This window comes from Acaryochloris sp. IP29b_bin.137 (genome assembly GCF_028285745.1).
Classification (GTDB): domain Bacteria; phylum Cyanobacteriota; class Cyanobacteriia; order Thermosynechococcales; family Thermosynechococcaceae; genus Acaryochloris.
The window spans coordinates 1-19254 of the sequence record NZ_JANQOP010000024.1 but is presented as its reverse complement, the minus strand read 5'-3'; the positions used below and the strand labels follow the sequence as shown (position 1 = coordinate 19254).

The window sequence follows — 19254 nt, the reverse complement described above, 5'->3', positions numbered from 1 at the left end:
CATCATGGCGGGTGGAGTCGGGTAACACAAGCCGTTGATGAGTAAAGCCTGCTAGACCGAAACAATGGCGCTTTACGCTTTGAAAAAATGGCTGACCTTTAGGGCACTATGCGTGAAGGTCAATTAGTGGTGCAGTTTCTGACGGAGGACCAGCCAAAGAAAGGGGAGATCGTTAATCAGATACCGTTTCCATAAGCGTCTTGGCTCGCCCATTAGACGGAATAGCCATTCTAGGCCCAATGTGCTAATCATTTTAGGAACCCGCTTTTGAGTTCCGGCCTCAAAATCTAGCGTGGCTCCAATGGCAAAAATAATTTTGACTGAATCGGCTAGTTGATCCCGATAACGATAAATCCATCGTTCTTGTTTGGGGGAGCCTACTCCAATGGCTAATACTGAAGCACCTGATCGGTTAATGCGATCAATAATCGATGCGCATTCTTGGGGGTTTTGATCAAATCCATAGGAGGGTGAGTAGGAGCCAACGACAATATCTCGACCGACATGGGCATTAATATTCTGTTGAGCTTGGGCGGCAACGCCAGGTGCTGCGCCTAGCAGAAAAATTGTAATGTCTGGATTATCTTTGTGATAGGTATAGAAGGCGGGGAATAGATCAGATCCAGATATTTTTTCTTTAATCGGTGCCCCTAAAAAGTGAGATGAAAAAAACAGGATTTGGCTGTCACAAATGGTGTAGTCGGCAATGTTATACGCTTCATGAAACTCACGGTCTTGCTTAAGATTCATGAGGTGATCGACGTTGGGAGTAAAGACAATGCCAGATTGCAGGTCTTGGAGAAGTTCGTCTTGGGTCAGATTATCGATGGGAACGCCTAGAATATCCACTTTGCCGGTTAACCAAGGCTGATGACTGGGAGGTTTAAAGTGGAAGCCCTGGGCTGATTTAAAGCTGAGATCATGGAGATGACGAGATTTTGAGTATTCATCTACGGATGTTGCGATCGCAGACTGTCCCATTGAAGCACTGGTCTCGATGATTGCTCGTGCTAACCTCGTTTGAGGCAGATCCTGTCTGAGATTACGAATCAAGGTTGCGTCCAGCTTCACCGCATCAACCTCTAGCTTCTCCCACTGCAGGAAGGTTAGATGTTGATTGGCATAGTTATCCAAGATCACTGAGCATCCTAAATCTTTGAGGTCCCGAATTAACGCCACTGAATCCTGGAAGTTCCGTGCCAGGCTGGCTTCAGAAATCTCAAAATGAAGCTGACGGGGGTGAACTTCATGATTGGCTAACAGATCATAGATATCCTCTGCGATGAAGCGATCTTCAACAATTCGCCTGGATAAATTAATCGAAAGCTTGAGTTGAGGATATTGCTTGAGTTGGTTGATGGCCTGTCCTGTGACGTAGCGATCGAGCCATTGTTCGGCGTCAGCGCCGCTGACAATGGGCATAAATTCTCCCGGCAAGTGCAATCTCCCTTGCGGATCTCGCCATCGCAACAACACTTCATTTTGCAGGACGTCACCCGAAGAGACGTTATAAACCGGTTGGTACCACAGCTCAAACCCGTGGGGATTAATAGAGAGTTGTGGAGAAGGTAGAAGGGTTTGAGGCTGAGCCAGCATAGGTAATGAGAGATAAGCTATCAGGGAATTGGAAATCAGCTAACAATACTGGGTAAATATCAAAACTGCTGAAGAGGGTCTCTAGCATTCAAACGTTCATCCCAGAAGAGTGAACGATTTTTCCTCACTAGCAAATATTCTAGTCATCTGAATATCAAGGTGCTTGCGTATTTTTACGTAAGATATTTTTCGTTTTTCTGAGCACTGACCCTAAATATGTAAACCGATCGCCGAACAGAGGATGATACCTATTGACATCGGATCGCTAAGCCTCCAGAGTTGAAATCTTTGAGTCGTTATGAGGGGCCGAAACCCTTACAGAAAGCCCAGACATCGAATCATATTTCCGTGAAAACAATGTTTCCTACAGAAGATAGTATTGATGAATTGCCCTATTTATATCATTAGTAAGGGATTTTATTATTAATTTTTTTGACTGATTTTTAATCAAATAGACTAAAAATCTCTCAATTCAAAGCGTAATTTAGAAAAAATATTTCTACTGCTAGAGATAATTTCATAAAGATTTTTACTGGCTTTTCGTATGATTGGACTGAAGATTAGGGTCCGCTCATTCAAGAACTTCTGGGTTTCGTGTCCTCGTTGCCAGCGAATAACGGCAACACTGCCCTCGCATTTCCAGACAGGTCAATGTCTTTAACCTGATGGGTTGCGGTGCTTCCTATCTTGAGAGGAAACCTCACAAACATGGGGTAATTCCAGCGTAATTTTTCCTAGGGAACCTTTCCTAAAATCCGTGAGAATATGGTGAGCCATGCGCTCTAAGTTGCCTTGATGTTTTTGTAGGGCTGCTTTTGCCAGATAGTCTTCTGCAGTTATGGCAGCAGGGTTGAGTTGATACCGAGTGGCAAGGATATCGTCGGGAATAAAGCCTGAAGGCCGCTCACAATTTGAAAGCTGCTGCAAGAGATTTATCAGCGCGATAGCCACCAATTGGTTGTCATAAGCAGCAGTGCCAATATCATCGCAAATCGCCAATTTATAAGCCGCTTCTTGATCATTCAATTTGGCCGGTAGTACACCTGGCGTATCCAAGAGGTCCAAATCCTGAGACACCCGCACCCAACGGAGTTGACGGGTGACGCCTGGACGGCGGGCACTTTCCACCATGCGGCGTTTCAGCAGGCGGTTAATTAATGCGGATTTTCCAACATTGGGAAACCCTAGTACCACAGCTCGCACGGGACGGGGACGCATGCCGCGATCGCGCCGTCGTTGATTAATGCTAACGCCCACTTTTTCCGCTGCTTTGATCACGGCCTTAATGCCTTTGCCATGCTGAGCATCAGTACAGTAAGGCACCTGGCCTTCTGCCTTGAGGGCGTCTAACCAAAGTTGATGGGAGACTGGGGTAACCAAATCGATCCGATTCAGAACCAATACATGGGGCTTATCTCCAACCCACTGCTGAGTCTGGGGGTGGTGGCTAGAGCGGGGAATGCGGGCGTCTCGCACTTCCAGGACCACATCTACCTTCTTGAGCTGCTCAACTAGAGCCTTTTCAGCTTTGGCGATATGGCCGGGGTACCACTGAATCGGAGGTGTAGACATTACCCTAGAGCCGCGCTAAGCGATCTCGCAATATTTCAGCCTGCTTCTCCGCTTCCGCTAGGGTATCGCGAGCCCCCTGAACCACTGCGGGTGGGGCCTGCTCCACGAAATTGGCATTGTTCAAGCGACCACTGCAAGAGCGAATTTCGGCTTCTGCTTTTTGCAGATCTTTGTTGAGTTTAGCTTTAAGGATTTCCACATCCACTACCCCACAGAGAGGCAAAAGAACTTGAACGGTGCCCACCACGCCGATAATAGTTTGCTTAACTTCTCCTTCTACGGTTGGGGTGATACTCAAGGACTCGACTCGCGCTAAATCTTGGAGGTAGGTTTGACCTGCAGTGAGGATTTGCCGTTCGCGATCGCTTTCACTTTGCAGAATCACTTTAATCGGTTGCTTGGGCTTAATGCTGGCTTCTGCGCGCAGATTGCGGATGGTGCGAATGGTGTCAATCACCAGCTCAAACTGCTCTTCTAGACCCGGATCCACCCAGGCTGTGAATTCTTCTGAGCTTGCACCTAAAATTTCCGTTGGCTCTGGCTGCAAATTTTCAGGTGTAAAGTCATCTGAGGGAGCAGTATCGGTATGGGCTTCTGGCTCATCTGCGATCGCAGGTTCCGTGAGGGCCAAATCTCCACCGAGGTCTTCAGCCGTTGTTTCCAGCGTCTTCGCATCACTCAACAGCGGTAAAATTTCCTCTTTTTTCTTTTGTAAGGATTCGACCCAAGCTTTGCGATCGTCATACCAAAGCAGGCGCCGATAGGCAAAGTTGAGGGAATATCCCAAACCAATTAACTCAAAAATACTGCCCAAGAGAGGAACGCGGTTAATCGCACCTAATACAGCTGCGACCACAGCTAAACTGATGATGCCCAGAAAGAATGCGCAGACCCAAAGCAAGACCGTTTGATTCACATTCAGAAAACGCCCGAGATACACGGGCAGCTCGCCAAAGGCATGAATGGCATCTCGCCAATTAAAGTCACGAATTTCGGGTTCCGACGCCTCCTCCCTCACTTGAGCAGACGGTTCTGGCTCTGGTATCGTCTCGGGTTCGGGTGCCGCCTCTTCAACAGGTACATCAGCAATATCTGCAGTCAGTGGTGCCGTTTCAGTCACTAATTGAATATCAGCAGCTTTTGGGTAGGGCTGGCTAGCTAAATACTGCTCTGACGTCGGTTGAGTCAGGGTCTGCCAAATCTCTTCCGTAATATGAGGCATAAACGGATGAAATAGCTTTAGCGTTCCCTCCAGCACATAGGCGAGGGTTTGCTGAGCGACGCGCTGGGAGGTTGTGCCCTCCTGGCGTAGCCTGGGCTTGACTAGTTCGATATACCAGTCACAGAAATCACCCCAAATAAACTCATACAGACCTTTGGCCGCTTCACCCAGACCATAAGCATCCACTTGGTTGCGAGTTTGCTGCACCAAACGGTGATACCGAGACAAGATCCAGCGATCCGCCAGTTCTAAATCGGCGATCGCAGGCTGCCCCAATTGCTCCGGCGTTTGTCCATTCAGGTTCATCAATACAAACCGCGAGGCATTCCACAACTTATTGGCAAAGTTGCGCGAGGCTTCGACAGACGTGGATTCATCGGTTTTGCGGTTATATTCCAAGCGGATATCTTGGCCTGCACCAGCGACTTCGCGGATGAGTGTATAACGGAGGGCATCGGTGCCGTACTTATCAATCAGTACCAGCGGATCAATGCCATTATTGGCTGATTTGGACATTTTCTTATTATTCTCGTCCCGCACTAAGCCATGGATATAGACATCCTTAAAGGGCATTTCCCCCGTAAAGTGTCCCGCCATCAGGGTCATGCGGGCGACCCAGAAGAAAATAATGTCAAAACCCGTCACCAAAGTGGCCGTGGGGTAATAGGTGGACAGATCAGCAGTTTCTTCTGGCCAACCTAACGTGGAAAAGGGCCATAATCCCGATGAAAACCAGGTGTCTAGGACATCTGGGTCCTGGAGGAGCTGTACCTTAGGTCCAAACTGTTCCACAGCTTTCTGCTGAGCTGATTCGGCGTTTTCTGCGACGACAAACGGTGTATCCTTGCGAATTTCGCCCTCGGTTTCACTAATGGCATACCAAGCCGGGATTTGGTGTCCCCACCACAGCTGTCGGGAAATACACCAGTCCCGAAGATTCACCAGCCAAGCGCGGTAAACCTTGGTCCAGCGCTCCGGGATAAACTGAGGTGAATTCTGGTCATCTAGGAATGCCAAGGTTCGTTTCGCGAGGGGTTCTGTCTTAACAAACCATTGGGTGGAAATTAGGGGTTCAACGGGTACTTTGCCGCGATCACTATAGGGAACACTATGGCGATACGCTTCTGTTTTCACCAAACAGCCATCTTCTTCCAGGCGGGCAACGACTCGCTTACGGGCTTCAAATCGATCTAAGCCAGCAAAAATATGGCCATTTTCATTCAGTGAACCATCCTTATTGAGGATATTAATGAACGGCAGATGATGTCGCTGGCCCATGGCAAAGTCATTGGGGTCATGGGCAGGCGTGACTTTAACACAGCCCGTTCCAAATTCGGGATCGACCAACTCATCAGCAATCACCGGAATTTCCCGCTCTGTAATCGGTAGCTTAATCGTTTTACCAATCAGGTCTTGATAACGCTCGTCGTTGGGATTCACCGCTACCGCCGTATCCCCCAACATTGTTTCTGGACGAGTGGTAGCGACTTCTACAAAACCGGAGCTATTACTGAGAGGATAGCGGAAGTGCCAGAGATGGCCATCCACTTCTTTATTCTCTACTTCCTGATCGGAGACCGCCGACTGACTGGCAGGGCACCAATTCACCATATAGTTGCCGCGATAAATCAGTCCCTCTTCATGCATTTGCACAAAGGCTTTGTTAACCGCTTTGGATAAGCCCTCATCCATGGTGAACCGCTCACGGGTCCAGTCCACGGAAACGCCTAATCGCCTCTGCTGATGAACAATTTTGCCGCCCGATTCAGCTTTCCAGCGCTTAGCCCGTTCTAAAAATTCATCCCGGCCAATGTCATAGCGGGTTTTACCTTCCGCCTGCAGTTGCTTCTCCAAAATGGTATGAACCGCAATGCTGGCATGGTCCGTCCCCGGTAACCACAAGGTATTATCACCAATCATGCGATGGTAGCGGATCAGCACATCAATCAGGGCCGCCTCAAAGGCATGACCCATATGCAAACTGCCCGTCACATTCGGTGGAGGAATAACGATGCAGTAGGGGGCACCCTCATGGTTCGGATCTGCTTTAAAGACATTTTTCGCTTCCCAAGTCTCTTGCCATTTGGCTTCGGTTGCCGCGGGATCATATTGGCTAGACAGGGATGGAGCGGTGGCAATCATAACTTAAAACACTCTGAAGAGGAGAAGAAAAGCCTATTAACTGAGGCAGCATTAGATTAAATTCTGCCATATTTACCTCTGCCTGTCGGTCTTTCCCAGTAACGATCGTTCAATTTTCCCTTTGAACTTAGCTGCAGTGACGCTAGAATACCCAAAGAGACCAAACGTCGGTAGGCCAAGTTTTGGCTAGATTCAAGAAAAGTTATCCTTTCGTCCTGAGTTAGTTGACTTACCTCCGCATTCCAATCTCGATACGTTGTTTTTTTGATTTTTGAAGGTAAGGTATGACAGTTTACATCGGTAACCTATCCTATGAGGTTACAGAGGACGATCTAACCTCCGTATTTGCAGAATATGGAGCGGTAAAGCAGGTCAAGCTGCCTGTGGATCGCGAATCTGGCCGTAAGCGCGGTTTTGGCTTTGTAGAGATGGAAGATGAAGCTAACGAAGAGAAAGCCATCGAAGAACTAGACGGGGCAGAATGGATCGGGCGGACGCTGAAGGTGAATAAAGCTAAGCCCCGGACACCTCGCCCTGCGAACAGTTGGGGCGGTAACTAAAGATTTCTTTCGGGATGTTGGGTGTGTCTTAACCCCAACGGTGAAGTACGATTGAAAATTCTATCAATCAGGTAAGGGCAGCGACCCCATCCTCCCTTGCCTGTTTTTTATGTTTGGGTGACAGAGAATCCTGTTTTCCAAGCGTTTAGCCACATTAGTTGGAGAATATTGAATGGCTCAAGTGGTCCTTGGAGACGATGAGCAATTAGAATCCGCCCTGCGTCGATTTAAGCGAAAAGTGTCTAGAGCCGGCATCTTTGCCGATATGAAAAAAAATCGCCACTTTGAGACTCCCGCTCAAAAGCGTCAGCGAAAAATGACGGCTCGACATCGGGAACGGCGGAGAATGCGGGGCCGCAAGTAGACAAGGTGTTGATCGGACAATGACCCAGTGGGCGAATTAAGCCTTAGCTCACTGGTGCATTGCACTCACTCTTAGGAGCATCATCATGGCAGCAGCCAAAGTCGGAGATACGGTATCCATACACTACACGGGGAAGCTGGATGATGGTTCAGTTTTCGACTCTTCCTTAGAGCGTGAACCTTTAAAGTTTTCAATCGGGGGGCAACAAGTCATTCCAGGATTTGAACAAGCGGTGATTGGCATGAATCCTGGTGACTCTAAAACCGAGAAGATTCCTTGCGAGCAAGCCTATGGTCCCCACCATGAAGATATGGTGGTTACCGTCTTGCGGGAGCAAATCCCTAGCGATTTTGAGTTAGAAGTTGGTCAACAGTTACAGATCAAAAACCCCGAGGGCCAGGTCATTCCGGTGATGGTTAGCGACATCGTTGATGATCAAGTGACGTTAGATGGCAATCACCCCCTAGCAGGTGAAAATTTAACCTTCGAGATTGAGTTGATCAGCATTGCTTAATGACCTCCGGAAGCAGACGGTGAGGTAGCAAGGGGTACCAGCAACAAGCTCCCCTTTTTTGCCCCTGAATTAAATCGCCAATATTGTTGATAGTGGCGCAGGAAGTTTTGCCCCAAAATACCGTCCACTTTCAGTACTTTGAGAATACTGGAAGATAAGACAACAACGTCGAGATTGCGTCTTTGGTATCGATGGAGGGTGACGGTGTCGAGTTGCGATCGCATTGCATTCTCCAACCCACAAAATCCCCGAATTTGAATCGGGCTGAGGGTTGCTGCATCTAGCTTGAGCTGGGTCGCCACCTGCTCCGAAATAAAGGTACTGTCCGCTGCGGTATCTAGCAACACTCGAAACGGACCTTGATCATTGATATGGAGCTGGGCCACCATTACCCCCAGTTTTTGCTCCAGGGGGATGGCGGCTGCGATCGCATCCTCCGGCAAAAGCGTGGGCGGCAGTAGGCTTAACGTCAACTTCCCTGGATGCAGGTATAAATCAAATTGCCTGAGCACATCCATCCCGAGCACCCCCGATAATTTTGCAGGAATGACGGTATTGGCAAATTGCAAACTTCGTAGCCCCTCGACTTGGACCTTCTCCAGCTCCAGCACTGGTAACTGATGCAGGGTCGCATCCATATTGGGGCAGTCATTGCCTGCCACTGCAAAGGATAACCGTTGATTGGGAATCGGTTGTCCTTGTAACCCCAAGGCGTTTACCACAGGAGTCGCCACCATAGAGGTCGAAGCCCCGGTATCCACTAACCACTGGGTTGACCATCCCTGTAGTTTCCCATTGACGGTATAAACGGACGTCCCTGGCAGAGCAGAAATGGGCAGTCGGGCTGACCCACGAGTGCGGGGGGCTGGTACTTCAAGTCCCTGTAACTGGACAAGGGCAGATACCCTCGCAGAGGGCAATCGAGTTCTAGCAGGCGGGTGAGCAGGGTGAGTCCAACCGGTGGGAATAGGTTGAGTCAAACCACTCGGGGTAAGACTTCCCCAAAAAAGCAGGGCGATTCCTACCCCGAATATCCTTTTTGTCCTATGCATCTGACTCATCGCCATCCTATACAAGACTTGGCCCGCATCGTTCAATAACTGCTCCAAAACGGGCATAAAAGAGATGAAACCTAGGTCGGTTTTAGCGCTTTATTTGAAGAAAAAGTGATATTGTTGACTTTCTTGTAGTTTCTTAACGTATATGATCGTTATTAGTACTAATCCCTTTCTACCCATGGCAGTCATTCTTGAATGATGCATTTGTAAGCCTAGGATTGCTGGACCTTTACGATTTGATTCAGTCAGGAAGACTTATACGTCATGACTAAAAGCAATGTTTTCCTAACCCTCCTGTTGTCAGTTGCGGCTGGCCTGATCACCAGTGCCTTCGGTTTTTGGAGTGTCACTGAAAAAGAAGCTGCATCCACCTCAGCCGCCCAAAAAGGCCCGGTTCCCTCAGCCCTCCCTGCCCCTCAGCCTGAGAATTTACCTGAGGTGCAGTCAGATATCGCGTTTGCGGATCCAGAGGTAGTACCGCCCACCGCACCGATCACCCCATCGCCTGCCTCCAATAATCCTGCCCCGATTACGCCGCCACCTCCCGTACCCCAGCAGCCGCTCACCAGCGTTTCCTCTCCCTACCCTCAACCCAGAGAGGTTAAAGCCACTGTTCATCCCACCAACTATGGCGAACGGTTTGCCAACAACGTTCAAGGCCAATCGGTGCAAAACAACTGGCTGATCGTTCTCCATGAGACGGTAGGCTCTGGCATGAGTGCCATTCGCCATTTTCAAACCCCCCATCCCCGAGACGAAGATCAAGCCAGTTACCATGCCTTAATTTTTCTCGATGGCACCATTGTCTATCTCGTTCCCCCGGAGAAGCGAGCCTTTGGCGCAGGTAACTCTGTATTTGTAGGAGCCAATGGTCCAGAAGCCGTGAAAACGAATCCAGACCTGCCTGCCTCGGTCAATAATTTTGCCTATCATATTGCCTTGGAAACCCCCGCTGATGGCAACCACAACGGTCCAATCCATAGCGGTTATACAGAGGCTCAGTACCAATCCTTGGCTTGGTTAATTGCCCGTACAGGCGTTCCTAACCAGCGCGTCACCACCCATGCTGGTGTTGATCGCTCTGGAGAACGGTCAGATCCCCGTAGCTTTGACTTTTCCAAATTTAACAGTATGCTTCAGCAGTTTTACGCCCGGTCTTAACCCCTTAAAGGGGTGAGGTTAACTCGATCTTGAGGCTTGAAATCCAAGTATGGCTAAGTTCCTAGCGTTTTTGGTTTTATATCCTTTTGCCCAAGCGGCTCACAGCACCATCCACCACCAGACGATACACTAGCTTAGAGACCCGTTCCCTCTGTCCGTCGGTTTTGTGAAAACGCACCTTCAAGGAACCCCTCCACCCTAACGTCTGCCCCCAGTTTTTAATGGTCATGGACAATGTGCCTATCATCCGGACGGTGTCAGGACTTCGCCATTTCTTACACCGTTTTTCGAGTGATCAGAGTGATGTCTCTGGTCCTTCCAGCACCCTTATCGGTCAGGTCGGCTTGGTGCCGACCATGGGAGCGTTGCATGCTGGGCATCTCAGCCTGATTCAACGGGCTCGTCAAGAAAATAAATGTGTGATTGTCAGTATCTTTGTCAATCCGCTGCAGTTTGGAGACCATGAAGATCTGGCAGACTATCCCCAGAGCTGGGCGCAGGATCAAGCCTCGTGTCAAGAACAGGGGGTCGATGCTATTTTTGCACCCTCGGCAGAAACGCTCCTCGCTCATACGCCCCTCACTCAAGTTGTTCCACCCGTTGAACTGACAGCAAGGTTATGCGGCCCTCATCGTCCTAAGCATTTCACAGGGGTAGCGACGATTGTCTTGAAATTGCTGAATATTGTCCAGCCGGATCGAGCCTACTTCGGCCAAAAAGATGCCCAGCAGCTAGCTATTATTCAACGCCTGGTCCAAGACTTGAATTTGGAGGTCACGGTTGTTCCTTGCCAGCTGATCCGAGAAGCCACCGGACTGGCATTGAGTTCTCGCAATCAGTATCTCACTGCTCAAGAAGTCCGACAGGCAACCATCTTGCACCATAGCCTGCAAGCCGCTCAGCACACCTTTCATGCAGGGGAGTGCGATCGCAACTCAATACTCACCACGGTAGCCCAAACCTTAGCCAAGGAACCCCAGGTTAAGGTGGAATATATTGATCTGGTGGATCCTACAACCCTGCAACCCCTGGAGCAAATTACCACGCAAGGTCTCGTTGCCCTTGCCGCTCACGTGGGTTCTGCTCGCTTAATCGACAATATGATGTTGGATGCTCGATTACCGATATTGGCGATTGATGGACCTGCAGGGGCGGGCAAATCCACGGTAACGCGTCGCTGTGCTCAAGCTTTGGGATTGCAATATCTAGACACGGGAGCGATGTATCGGGCTGTCGCTTGGTTGGCCTTGGAACAACAGGTTGAGGTATCGGATACCTTTGCGATCGCAGAACTGGTCGAACAGTGCAATATTGAGCTGAAACCCCATCCAGACCCCCAACAGCCGCCTCAAGTCTGGGTTAATCAGCAGGAGGTCACCCAGGCAATTCGCACCTCCGAAGTGACCGCCCAGGTGTCGGCTGTCGCTGCTCAACCGCCCGTTCGAGAAGCGCTCGTCAAGCAACAACAGCGACTGGGACGCCAAGGCGGCATTATTGCAGAAGGCCGAGATATTTGCACCCATGTCTTTCCAGATGCAGGGCTTAAAATTTTTCTCACGGCTTCCATTCAAGAGCGGGCTCGCCGTCGCCAACAGGATTTACAAGATCAAAACTTACCGGCCCAGTCAAAATCAGAGTTAGAAGGCCTAATTGCCAATCGCGATCAGCAGGATAGTCAGCGTGAATTTGCGCCCCTCCGCAAAGCTTACGATGCCGTTGAAATCAACACGGATGGCATGACCATTGAACAGGTGATTGACCAAATCACGACCCTATACCGCCAGCGCTTCCCCGCCCACCCCTAAACAGTCTCTTCCTCCGACTGCCTAGCTTCCCTGCGGAAGAAAATTAAATTCTTAAGAGGGAATTCGGGGTGTGGCCTGAAGGGGTATGCTAGTCCAAATAGCCCCCCATCCTCGTTCTCGGAGTCAGCATGAAACTGGCAGACCGCATTGGTCAGGTGTCTGCATCTTTGACCTTAGCCATCTCAGCAAAAGCCAAAGCGATGAGGGCTGACGGTATCGATGTTTTGAGTTTTAGCGCTGGGGAACCCGATTTTGACACCCCCGATCACATTAAAACCGCAGCCAAACAGGCGTTAGATGAGGGGAAAACCAAATATGGCCCCGCACCGGGTGAGCCTCAGCTGCGCGCTGCAATTGCCCATAAATTACAGCGCGACAATCACTTAAATTTCCAGGCAGAGAACGTGCTCGTCACCAATGGGGGCAAGCAATCACTCTATAACTTGATGCAGGTACTGCTCAATCCTGGAGATGAGGTTCTCATTCCAGCGCCCTACTGGCTGAGTTATCCCGAAATGGTGAAATTGGCTGGGGGCGTTCCTGTCACCTTAACCACGAGTGCCCAAACTGGATTTAAAATTACGCCTGCCCAGCTGCAAGCAGTAATCACGCCACGCACACGCTTACTCATTCTCAATTCCCCTTCAAATCCTACGGGAATGGTCTACACACCTGCAGAAATTGCTGCTTTAGCAGAGATCATCGTAGCGGCCAACATCTGGGTCGTGTCCGACGAAATCTACGAAAAAATTCTCTATGATGGCGCTAAGCAACTCAGTATTGGCGCGGTTAGTGAAGCAGCCTTTCAACAAACAATCATTAGCAATGGGTTTGCCAAAGCCTATTCAATGACTGGATGGCGAATTGGTTATCTAGCAGGCCCCTTGGAATTAATTCAAGCCGTGGGACGCTTGCAAAGTCATAGTACATCTAATGTCTGTACCTTTGCACAATATGGTGCGATCGCAGCCTTAGACGGCTCCCAAGATTGTGTAGAAACCATGCGCCGAGCCTTTGATCGACGACGGCAGTTGATGTTTCGGCTCCTAACGGATATTCCCGGCGTCACCTGTCCACAGCCTCAAGGCGCATTTTATATGTTCCCAGATATTAGCTGTACAGGTTTAGGCTCCATCGCGTTTTGTGAAACCTTGCTGGAACAATTCCATGTGGCGGCAGTGCCCGGTGTTGCTTTTGGGGCCGACCAATGTATTCGACTGTCCTATGCCACAGACCAAACCAGTATCGAGCAAGGAATCGAGCGACTGGCTCAGTTTATCTTGCCCCTGAGCCATTAGCTTTCCTCTCTGTTGTCTCACATCGGCCTGAAAGTAGCTCGCGCACAGCCCTAAAGCCCCAATAAATGTGTCAAAGCTTAGCAATCTCCGCCGTTGTTTCCGCTGAAACGGTATGCTTTGCATAAGATTCACTGATTAATGGATAACTGCTTTGCCCATCCACGCCTTTGGGTAAAATGCTCGCATTTTATGCTCTGCGAGAAAACCCAGAGCCGTGAAGTTTAGGGGCTTGCCCAACTCATGAAACAACTTCTTTACCTGGAAATTCCCACGCCGGATCTGGCAGCTGTTCAAACTTGGCTGCATCAGCAAACATCAGAAACGCTAGGCTTAAACGCTAGCGTGGTGACACCCACGACTTCAGGAATCCACATCACAGCAGGTTCAGTCAAATTAGTTGTGTTTTTATGGCAGCACCTGAACACTACCTATCTCAAGGTGATGCAATGGTCAGACCAGCCAGCATCAGGGCAACAAGCGTGGATCCGTACGTTTGAGACCACCCTCAAATCCACGTTCCCTTATGCGCCTAAGCCTTTCCCTGAAATTGATCTGTCCCAAACAGATATCTTTTCTGCTTTAGCGCCTCATTATCCCTTAACGGCCAAGTACTTCCAGAATATCCCTAATGGCGAAGCAGACTTACAGCGGGCCTACTGGTGGGAAAAACGCTGGCGAGACACGGTGGAATTGGGTCCTCAACCTCCCAAAGTTCAACCCATTGTTCATTCAGCACCCCCTGCCAACCCCGATTCAACCTGGGATATCGTCATTGTCGGTGGAGCCCTCGGGGCTTTAACAGCAGCCATGATGGCTCGCTTGGGCTATAAAGTGGCTCTGGTCGAACGAATCAAGTTTGGCCGCATGAACCGAGAGTGGAATATTTCTCGCAGTGAGTTGCAAACGCTAGTCGACGTGGGCCTCCTGACTGCAGATGAGCTAGAAACGTTGATTGCTCGTGAATACCAAGATAATTTCAATCTATTTTTTAGCGGCAATAATCCACCAGCAGCTCGGTCGTCCGTCCTTTATACGCCCACCGTCCTTAATATTGCCATGGACTGCGATCGACTACTGCAGCTTTGTGGCGAAAAACTGCTGGCGGCCGGCGGCCAAATTTTTGAATGCACCGAATTTGAACAAGCCTACTTAGAATCAGACACCGTTATGATTCAGGTGCGAGACTTAAATACCGATCAAGTGTCGTATATGCAGTCCCGACTGCTGATTGATGCAATGGGCACGGCGTCGCAAATTGCTCAGCAGATCAATGGCGGTCGAGCCTTTGATAGCGTTTGTCCCACAATTGGTGGCGTCGTTAAAAATGGCTTTGCCCCAGGGGTCTGGGACCAAAGCTATGGAGAACCTTTATTTACGAATGGAGATACCAGCCGTGGTCGCCAATTGATCTGGGAAATGTTTCCTGGCGAAGGTAACGATATCACCATTTATTTGTTCTATTATCATCAAATTTCTAAAGAGAATCCAGGGTCCCTACTAGAGCTATTTGAGGATTTCTTTGCCTGTTTACCTGACTATCGTCGCTGCGATTTAGACCAGTTGGAATGGCGCAAGGCGGCCTTTGGCTATATTCCAGGACGGTTTAGTCGCAATGCTCAGGATCGCTTACCAGGGTGCGATCGCATTCTTTCTATTGGTGATGCTGCCTCTTTGAATTCACCGCTGATTTTCACTGGCTTTGGTTCCCTGGTCCGCAATCTGCCCCGGGTCACCCATTTATTACACAGCGCTCTCCAGAACGATCTGTTGTCAGGAGACGATCTGGGATTAGTCAATGCCTATCAAGATAATCTTGCCGCCACCTGGATCTTTTCCCGGGGAATGATGGCAAAGCCCCAAACGACTCTACCCCCCTATTGGATTAACGCGATTCTCAATGCCTTCTTTGGCGTTCTTAAGACCGAGCCCCCTGATCAAGTCGATGACTTTATCAAAGATCGCGGCGGGTGGCTATTTATGACTCGCACTATCCTCAAAGCAGGAGTGCGTATGCCCAAGATTCCCTGGTGGGTCGCCCGCGCCATCGGCCTCCGAGAACTTCTCAGTTGGGTCCCCACATACCTCACCTTCACCTGGACCGCCATCCTATCTTTTCTATTTAGCGGCTGGTTCCCCCAACTTTTACAGCGTTGGCAAACCCCCTTGTCCCAGAGATGGCCCCGTCTTTGGCTACAGCTCTTAAGCTGGTGTTATCGCTTAACCTATGGCATGGGTAAGCCTAAGCTTCTATTGCATCTTCCCCCTCCCAGTGATACCCCTCAGACCTCTCAACTCACGATTCCAACCCATGAAACCGTCTCTAGTATCTCTGGTTAGCTCAGCGATCTCATAGGGATTTGCTCCTAGTCATTTGGAGGTGGGGGTATCAACGCCGTATAGTAAGGCTAATTTCCGCAGCCCCATATCACTGTAGACATCCCAGGTAAGGCATTTATATGGGCCATTGGCATTTGAGACTCGCGATCAATCCCTTACAAACTGCCTTAGACAGGTGGCTTCAAAGCCTAGCTGACAGCTATCCTGCTTTATCTTGGATGGTGGCCCACCCTGTTTGGGCCATCATTAGCCTCTTAGTGGTTTTAGCAATTGTCCAAATCCTATTGGGGTGGATTAGCAGTGGGATTAGACATCTCCTGTTCTCAATCGTCAAATCGCCCTACTCTCTGGTGAAATGGCTGTTAGGACAAACCACCGCCCCCTTAAGCCCACCAAAACGTAACAAGCTGTCTTTCCACAAGCCATCCGAACGAGTTTCAACCCTTTTAAGACGACTCGACCATCTCCATCAAGAACAAGAGACGTTAATCCTAGAATTAAAGACGATCCTAAGCCATAAAGACGCTGAATTACATGCGCCTGAAGCATCTAGCCCGTCTTCAATCTCAGAGTCAGAGACGCCAACTTCTAAGATCTCATCTTCATAAAACATCGCCTCATTCTGTTTTTATTTAAGCCGCTGCCATACCCATGAGGCAATTTGGAAAGTGTTCTACAGGGTCCTTAATTTCGGCCAGCTTCCGATCTAGAATGGTGTCCCAAAGCAGCAGTTGAATGAGTAAACATGACAAGCCAAACAATTCTGGCTGAACCAGCCACAACTCAACAGTCTGTGCCCACCCGATCGATGGACAACAGCGACATTCGCCTTTTTGAGACGGTCAAGCATGTCTATAAATCGGATCACCAAGCTGAGTATCTCGAGATCAAAGCTCAAGTTGAGTCACTCCTTCAGCAACTCCAGGCAAAAGCACCTTCTGACGTCAAGCAATGCTAACAACCGCTAGTGCTGAAGATCTAGCACTGTCCCCCTTTAGATTAGCGGCGGCGAGTTTTTCCTCAGTAGTTCCAGGGCTTTTAGTATCTGGTTGAACACCTGCAATAGAAGGATCGATGTACCATTGGAATTGGCCGAGCATCCTTCTTCCATTACAAATGGCTCAAGTCCTCCCCCCTTTGCTTGATTATGAACAGAGCTATCCTTGCCCTGTCTGTCGCCAGGGTCAACTGGATCGCCTCATTTTAATGGATGCGTTTTCCTGTAATGTTTGTCATCACATCTTTTCAGTCAACCTCAGCCAACAATCCATTTGTCTAGCCGATCGAACACCTGCCCTTGGGTGGCGCTGGGCTCGTCAGCGCTGGCGTCCGCTTCATCACCCAGACATTGACTTCCCACTGGGCATTTGGATCCTCTGTGGGGGACTTACCGTTCTACCGCCAACCATCCTTTGGGTAATGCATTATATTTTCCCGCCCCTACCAGATAGCTCAGCCAATTCGTTTCCATTACTCTGGATCGGAGTTGTTGGCATTACCCATAGCTTAATCGCTCTATGGATTTTGGCCGAATTTTACCAACTGCCCCTGTACCTCTCCTGGAAATTTCGGCTGCAGTCCTAAACTAGATTCGCCGTATAGCTTAGAGATCCTAACGCTTCTAAATCGAACCCAGAGGCGACTTCTGCGAGTACGGTTTGATTGCTTGGATCTGACAGATGAGGCACTTGGCCAATCACAGGTACTTGGGTCAAGGCCTGAATCATATCTATCGGGGCCCACTGCTGAATTTCTTCTGTGGACAATACCCCCGTCGCATTCAAAACGATGCCCTTGATATCCAACCCAAACTGTCGGGCTAACGCAATGTGAGCAACGGATTGGCCCACGCACCCCAACCGAATCGGGACCACCAACACAATGGGTAGCCGCCAATCCTTGGCAAGATCGGCAACAATTAACTCTTCGGTGACGGGCGACCCCAAACTCCCCACACCTTCGACAAACACCCAATCGGAGTGGGTCTGTAACTGTTGAATCGCTTGCCAAGCGGGGAGTAAGTCAACGATCTGTCCCGCTCGTTTTGCCGCTAAAGGAGGGGCTAGCGGCAAGTCATAATAAAGGGGATTTAACGTTTCTGGAGATTGCTGTAATTCAAAAACTTGAGAATACCATTCGCGATCGCCTGGACCGGATTGGACGGGTTTACAGACGGCGATACGTTCGTGTGATCGATAGCGTTGCCAGTAAGCCAACAGGGCTGATGTAACGATAGTTTTGCCAATTTCTGTATCTGTACCACTAATTAAAAGGGTTTGGGCCACCACACTATTTCCCTAAACGAACTATTCCTTGAGCCGACGTATTAACCAATAGCTGACGGATAGCGAGAAGATAGCCACCGCCAACCCGAGCAGATCCAACCCTGACGATTTTGCAAAGTCAAAAATAATCAGCTTACGAGCCACAGCGATTAACGCAGTGGCCACTACCAATTGCACCTGTACACCCTGATGGTCCAGGTAAGCTTGAATATTTTCCATCAGTTCTAAAGCAATCAGGATATTGAGAAATAGGCCAAAGATCTCGAGTAACGTTGAATTAAAGAACCCAACGGGTTCTGTGGACAACTCACGAATCACCCTAAATCCAAGATCGAACAGCGAGAAGCAAATAACAATGACCAGCGCAATGGACAAACTCTTGGCAACTGCCCCCTCAAACCAGTGCAACACCCGGAGGAAAGACGAATCACTAAAAACTTTAGCAATGCGGTTCGAGGATCGATGGTTTCGTTTCATGGGACAGATTACAGATCTGCTAGGGTATCAAAGGGAACGATGAATCATATTACAGAAACTTGATTCGGTACCGTTCGCACCAGATAATAAAAAAGCTGGAATGATACAGCCAATTCTTACTTAGACTCTTAGTCCGTTTTGGCTAAGGTTGCTAGGTGATCTGTATTATCGTTTTGCCCATTTTCATAGGAATCTGATTATGATCAGCGACATTTTACCCGCAATTATGACGCCTTTGGTTGTTTTAATCGGTGGTGGGGCTGCTATGACAGCCTTCTTTTATTACGTTGAGCGTGAAGGGTAATGGATGGTTGTTAATCTATCTACCTCTTTTATGTATTTCCACTAGCCACCCGACAACTGCGTATAGCAAGAAGTCATAACAAGCATCCTAATTAAAAAGGGGAGTCAGTTCATTGACTCCCCTTTGAAGTTTGCGAAAATGCTAGCTTACAGGGAAGAACCCAAGCCTGCATACGCTCCATAGAAAAAGAGACCCGTAATTGCAATGAGGGCAGTCCCTGCAATTGACCCTACTAGCCATAATGGAACCTTTCCATCTGCCACAGACTTTTCCTCCTAAAAATTACCAGCAAAGGTTATGAATAGAATAGTTTGTTCTCAAAAACGCTTATCAAACGGATAAACGAAGCTTCATTTAATTAAAGAAATAGCTCGAGAACAATAGAGCTAAAACAAGAACAAGCAGCAAGCCAATGTAGAGCGATGTACGGTTTAACTCTACGGGTTGCTTATTCGGATTTGGTGTTGCCATTAACGTCTCCTATCTCTGAATGAACTGCATAGCTGCGATTGCACCCAGAAAGAAGGTAACCGGGACACCTAGGGTATGAACAGCCAAC

The 19254-nt window shown here is 49.0% G+C and carries 18 protein-coding genes and 1 pseudogene; 10 read left to right on the top strand and 9 right to left on the bottom strand.

All coding sequences use genetic code 11. The features are described from left to right. Positions 1 to 123: 123 nt before the first annotated feature. The 3 genes from Q0991_RS01750 to Q0991_RS01735 form a co-directional block, all read right to left on the bottom strand. A complete protein-coding gene (locus tag Q0991_RS01750) occupies positions 124 to 1596 on the bottom strand; it encodes a WecB/TagA/CpsF family glycosyltransferase (protein WP_299484901.1) in 1473 nt (490 codons plus the stop codon). A gap of 657 nt (positions 1597 to 2253) precedes the next feature. Continuing rightward, positions 2254 to 3168 (bottom strand): ribosome biogenesis GTPase YlqF, encoded by a 915-nt coding sequence (gene ylqF, locus Q0991_RS01745; protein WP_299484899.1) that lies wholly within the window; start codon positions 3166 to 3168, stop codon positions 2254 to 2256. Positions 3169 to 3172: 4 nt separating this feature from the next. Continuing rightward, positions 3173 to 6532, bottom strand: a complete 3360-nt coding sequence (locus tag Q0991_RS01735) for a valine--tRNA ligase (protein ID WP_366524871.1) — start codon at positions 6530 to 6532, stop codon at positions 3173 to 3175. A gap of 284 nt (positions 6533 to 6816) precedes the next feature. Here Q0991_RS01735 and Q0991_RS01730 point away from each other — a divergent pair, with 284 nt between their 5' ends. The 3 genes from Q0991_RS01730 (at position 6817) to Q0991_RS01720 (ending at position 7970) form a co-directional block, all read left to right on the top strand. Beyond that, a complete protein-coding gene (locus tag Q0991_RS01730; RefSeq protein WP_299484897.1) occupies positions 6817 to 7092 on the top strand; it encodes an RNA-binding protein in 276 nt (91 codons plus the stop codon). A 172-nt stretch (positions 7093 to 7264) separates the two neighbouring features. After that, positions 7265 to 7456 (top strand): 30S ribosomal protein S21, encoded by a 192-nt coding sequence (gene rpsU / locus Q0991_RS01725; RefSeq protein ID WP_299484895.1) that lies wholly within the window; start codon positions 7265 to 7267, stop codon positions 7454 to 7456. Positions 7457 to 7541: 85 nt separating this feature from the next. Then, positions 7542 to 7970, top strand: coding sequence for a peptidylprolyl isomerase (locus Q0991_RS01720; RefSeq protein WP_299484893.1), 429 nt, complete (start codon positions 7542 to 7544; stop codon positions 7968 to 7970). On the opposite strand, the gene Q0991_RS01715 is transcribed toward Q0991_RS01720, so the two are convergent. Next, positions 7967 to 8950: a retropepsin-like aspartic protease gene (locus tag Q0991_RS01715; protein ID WP_299484891.1), complete on the bottom strand. Its 984-nt coding sequence runs from the start codon at positions 8948 to 8950 to the stop codon at positions 7967 to 7969. The two genes, Q0991_RS01720 and Q0991_RS01715, sit on opposite strands and share 4 nt — an antisense overlap. Before the next feature lie 342 nt (positions 8951 to 9292). Between Q0991_RS01715 and Q0991_RS01710 the strand changes: the two genes are divergently transcribed. From Q0991_RS01710 to Q0991_RS01680, 7 genes are all read left to right on the top strand, one after another. Next, positions 9293 to 10189, top strand: a complete 897-nt coding sequence (locus Q0991_RS01710; RefSeq protein ID WP_299484889.1) for a peptidoglycan recognition family protein — start codon at positions 9293 to 9295, stop codon at positions 10187 to 10189. 236 nt (positions 10190 to 10425) lie between these two features. Beyond that, positions 10426 to 11994: a bifunctional pantoate--beta-alanine ligase/(d)CMP kinase gene (locus Q0991_RS01705; protein ID WP_366524870.1), complete on the top strand. Its 1569-nt coding sequence runs from the start codon at positions 10426 to 10428 to the stop codon at positions 11992 to 11994. Positions 11995 to 12122: 128 nt separating this feature from the next. Further along, positions 12123 to 13292 carry a pyridoxal phosphate-dependent aminotransferase gene (locus Q0991_RS01700; RefSeq protein ID WP_299484885.1) on the top strand — a complete coding sequence of 390 codons (1170 nt, stop codon included), beginning with the start codon at positions 12123 to 12125 and terminating at the stop codon, positions 13290 to 13292. A gap of 240 nt (positions 13293 to 13532) precedes the next feature. Continuing rightward, positions 13533 to 15629, top strand: a complete 2097-nt coding sequence (locus tag Q0991_RS01695; RefSeq protein WP_299484883.1) for a flavin-dependent dehydrogenase — start codon at positions 13533 to 13535, stop codon at positions 15627 to 15629. Between the two features lie 119 nt (positions 15630 to 15748). Continuing rightward, the gene (locus Q0991_RS01690) at positions 15749 to 16237 is read left to right on the top strand and encodes a hypothetical protein (protein ID WP_299484881.1); all 489 of its coding nucleotides are present in this window, start codon (positions 15749 to 15751) and stop codon (positions 16235 to 16237) included. 137 nt (positions 16238 to 16374) lie between these two features. Beyond that, a complete protein-coding gene (locus tag Q0991_RS01685) occupies positions 16375 to 16587 on the top strand; it encodes a hypothetical protein (protein ID WP_299484879.1) in 213 nt (70 codons plus the stop codon). Positions 16588 to 16745: 158 nt separating this feature from the next. Further along, positions 16746 to 17213 carry a hypothetical protein gene (locus Q0991_RS01680; protein ID WP_299484877.1) on the top strand — a complete coding sequence of 156 codons (468 nt, stop codon included), beginning with the start codon at positions 16746 to 16748 and terminating at the stop codon, positions 17211 to 17213. Here the strand turns inward: Q0991_RS01680 and bioD are convergent. The 5 genes and pseudogenes from bioD to psbF all read right to left on the bottom strand — a co-directional run. Further along, positions 17210 to 17914: a dethiobiotin synthase gene (gene bioD / locus Q0991_RS01675; protein ID WP_299484876.1), complete on the bottom strand. Its 705-nt coding sequence runs from the start codon at positions 17912 to 17914 to the stop codon at positions 17210 to 17212. The genes Q0991_RS01680 and bioD overlap by 4 nt on opposite strands. Positions 17915 to 17935: 21 nt before the next feature. Beyond that, on the bottom strand, positions 17936 to 18391 hold the full coding sequence (locus Q0991_RS01670; protein WP_299484874.1) for a phosphate-starvation-inducible PsiE family protein: 456 nt from the start codon (positions 18389 to 18391) through the stop codon (positions 17936 to 17938). A gap of 450 nt (positions 18392 to 18841) precedes the next feature. Then, positions 18842 to 18958, bottom strand: coding sequence for a photosystem II reaction center protein J (locus Q0991_RS01665; RefSeq protein WP_299484872.1), 117 nt, complete (start codon positions 18956 to 18958; stop codon positions 18842 to 18844). A gap of 91 nt (positions 18959 to 19049) precedes the next feature. Further along, a complete protein-coding gene (locus Q0991_RS01660) occupies positions 19050 to 19166 on the bottom strand; it encodes a photosystem II reaction center protein L (protein WP_299408973.1) in 117 nt (38 codons plus the stop codon). Positions 19167 to 19175: 9 nt separating this feature from the next. After that, a pseudogene (gene psbF / locus Q0991_RS01655) lies at positions 19176 to 19254 on the bottom strand (cytochrome b559 subunit beta); the annotation flags it as partial.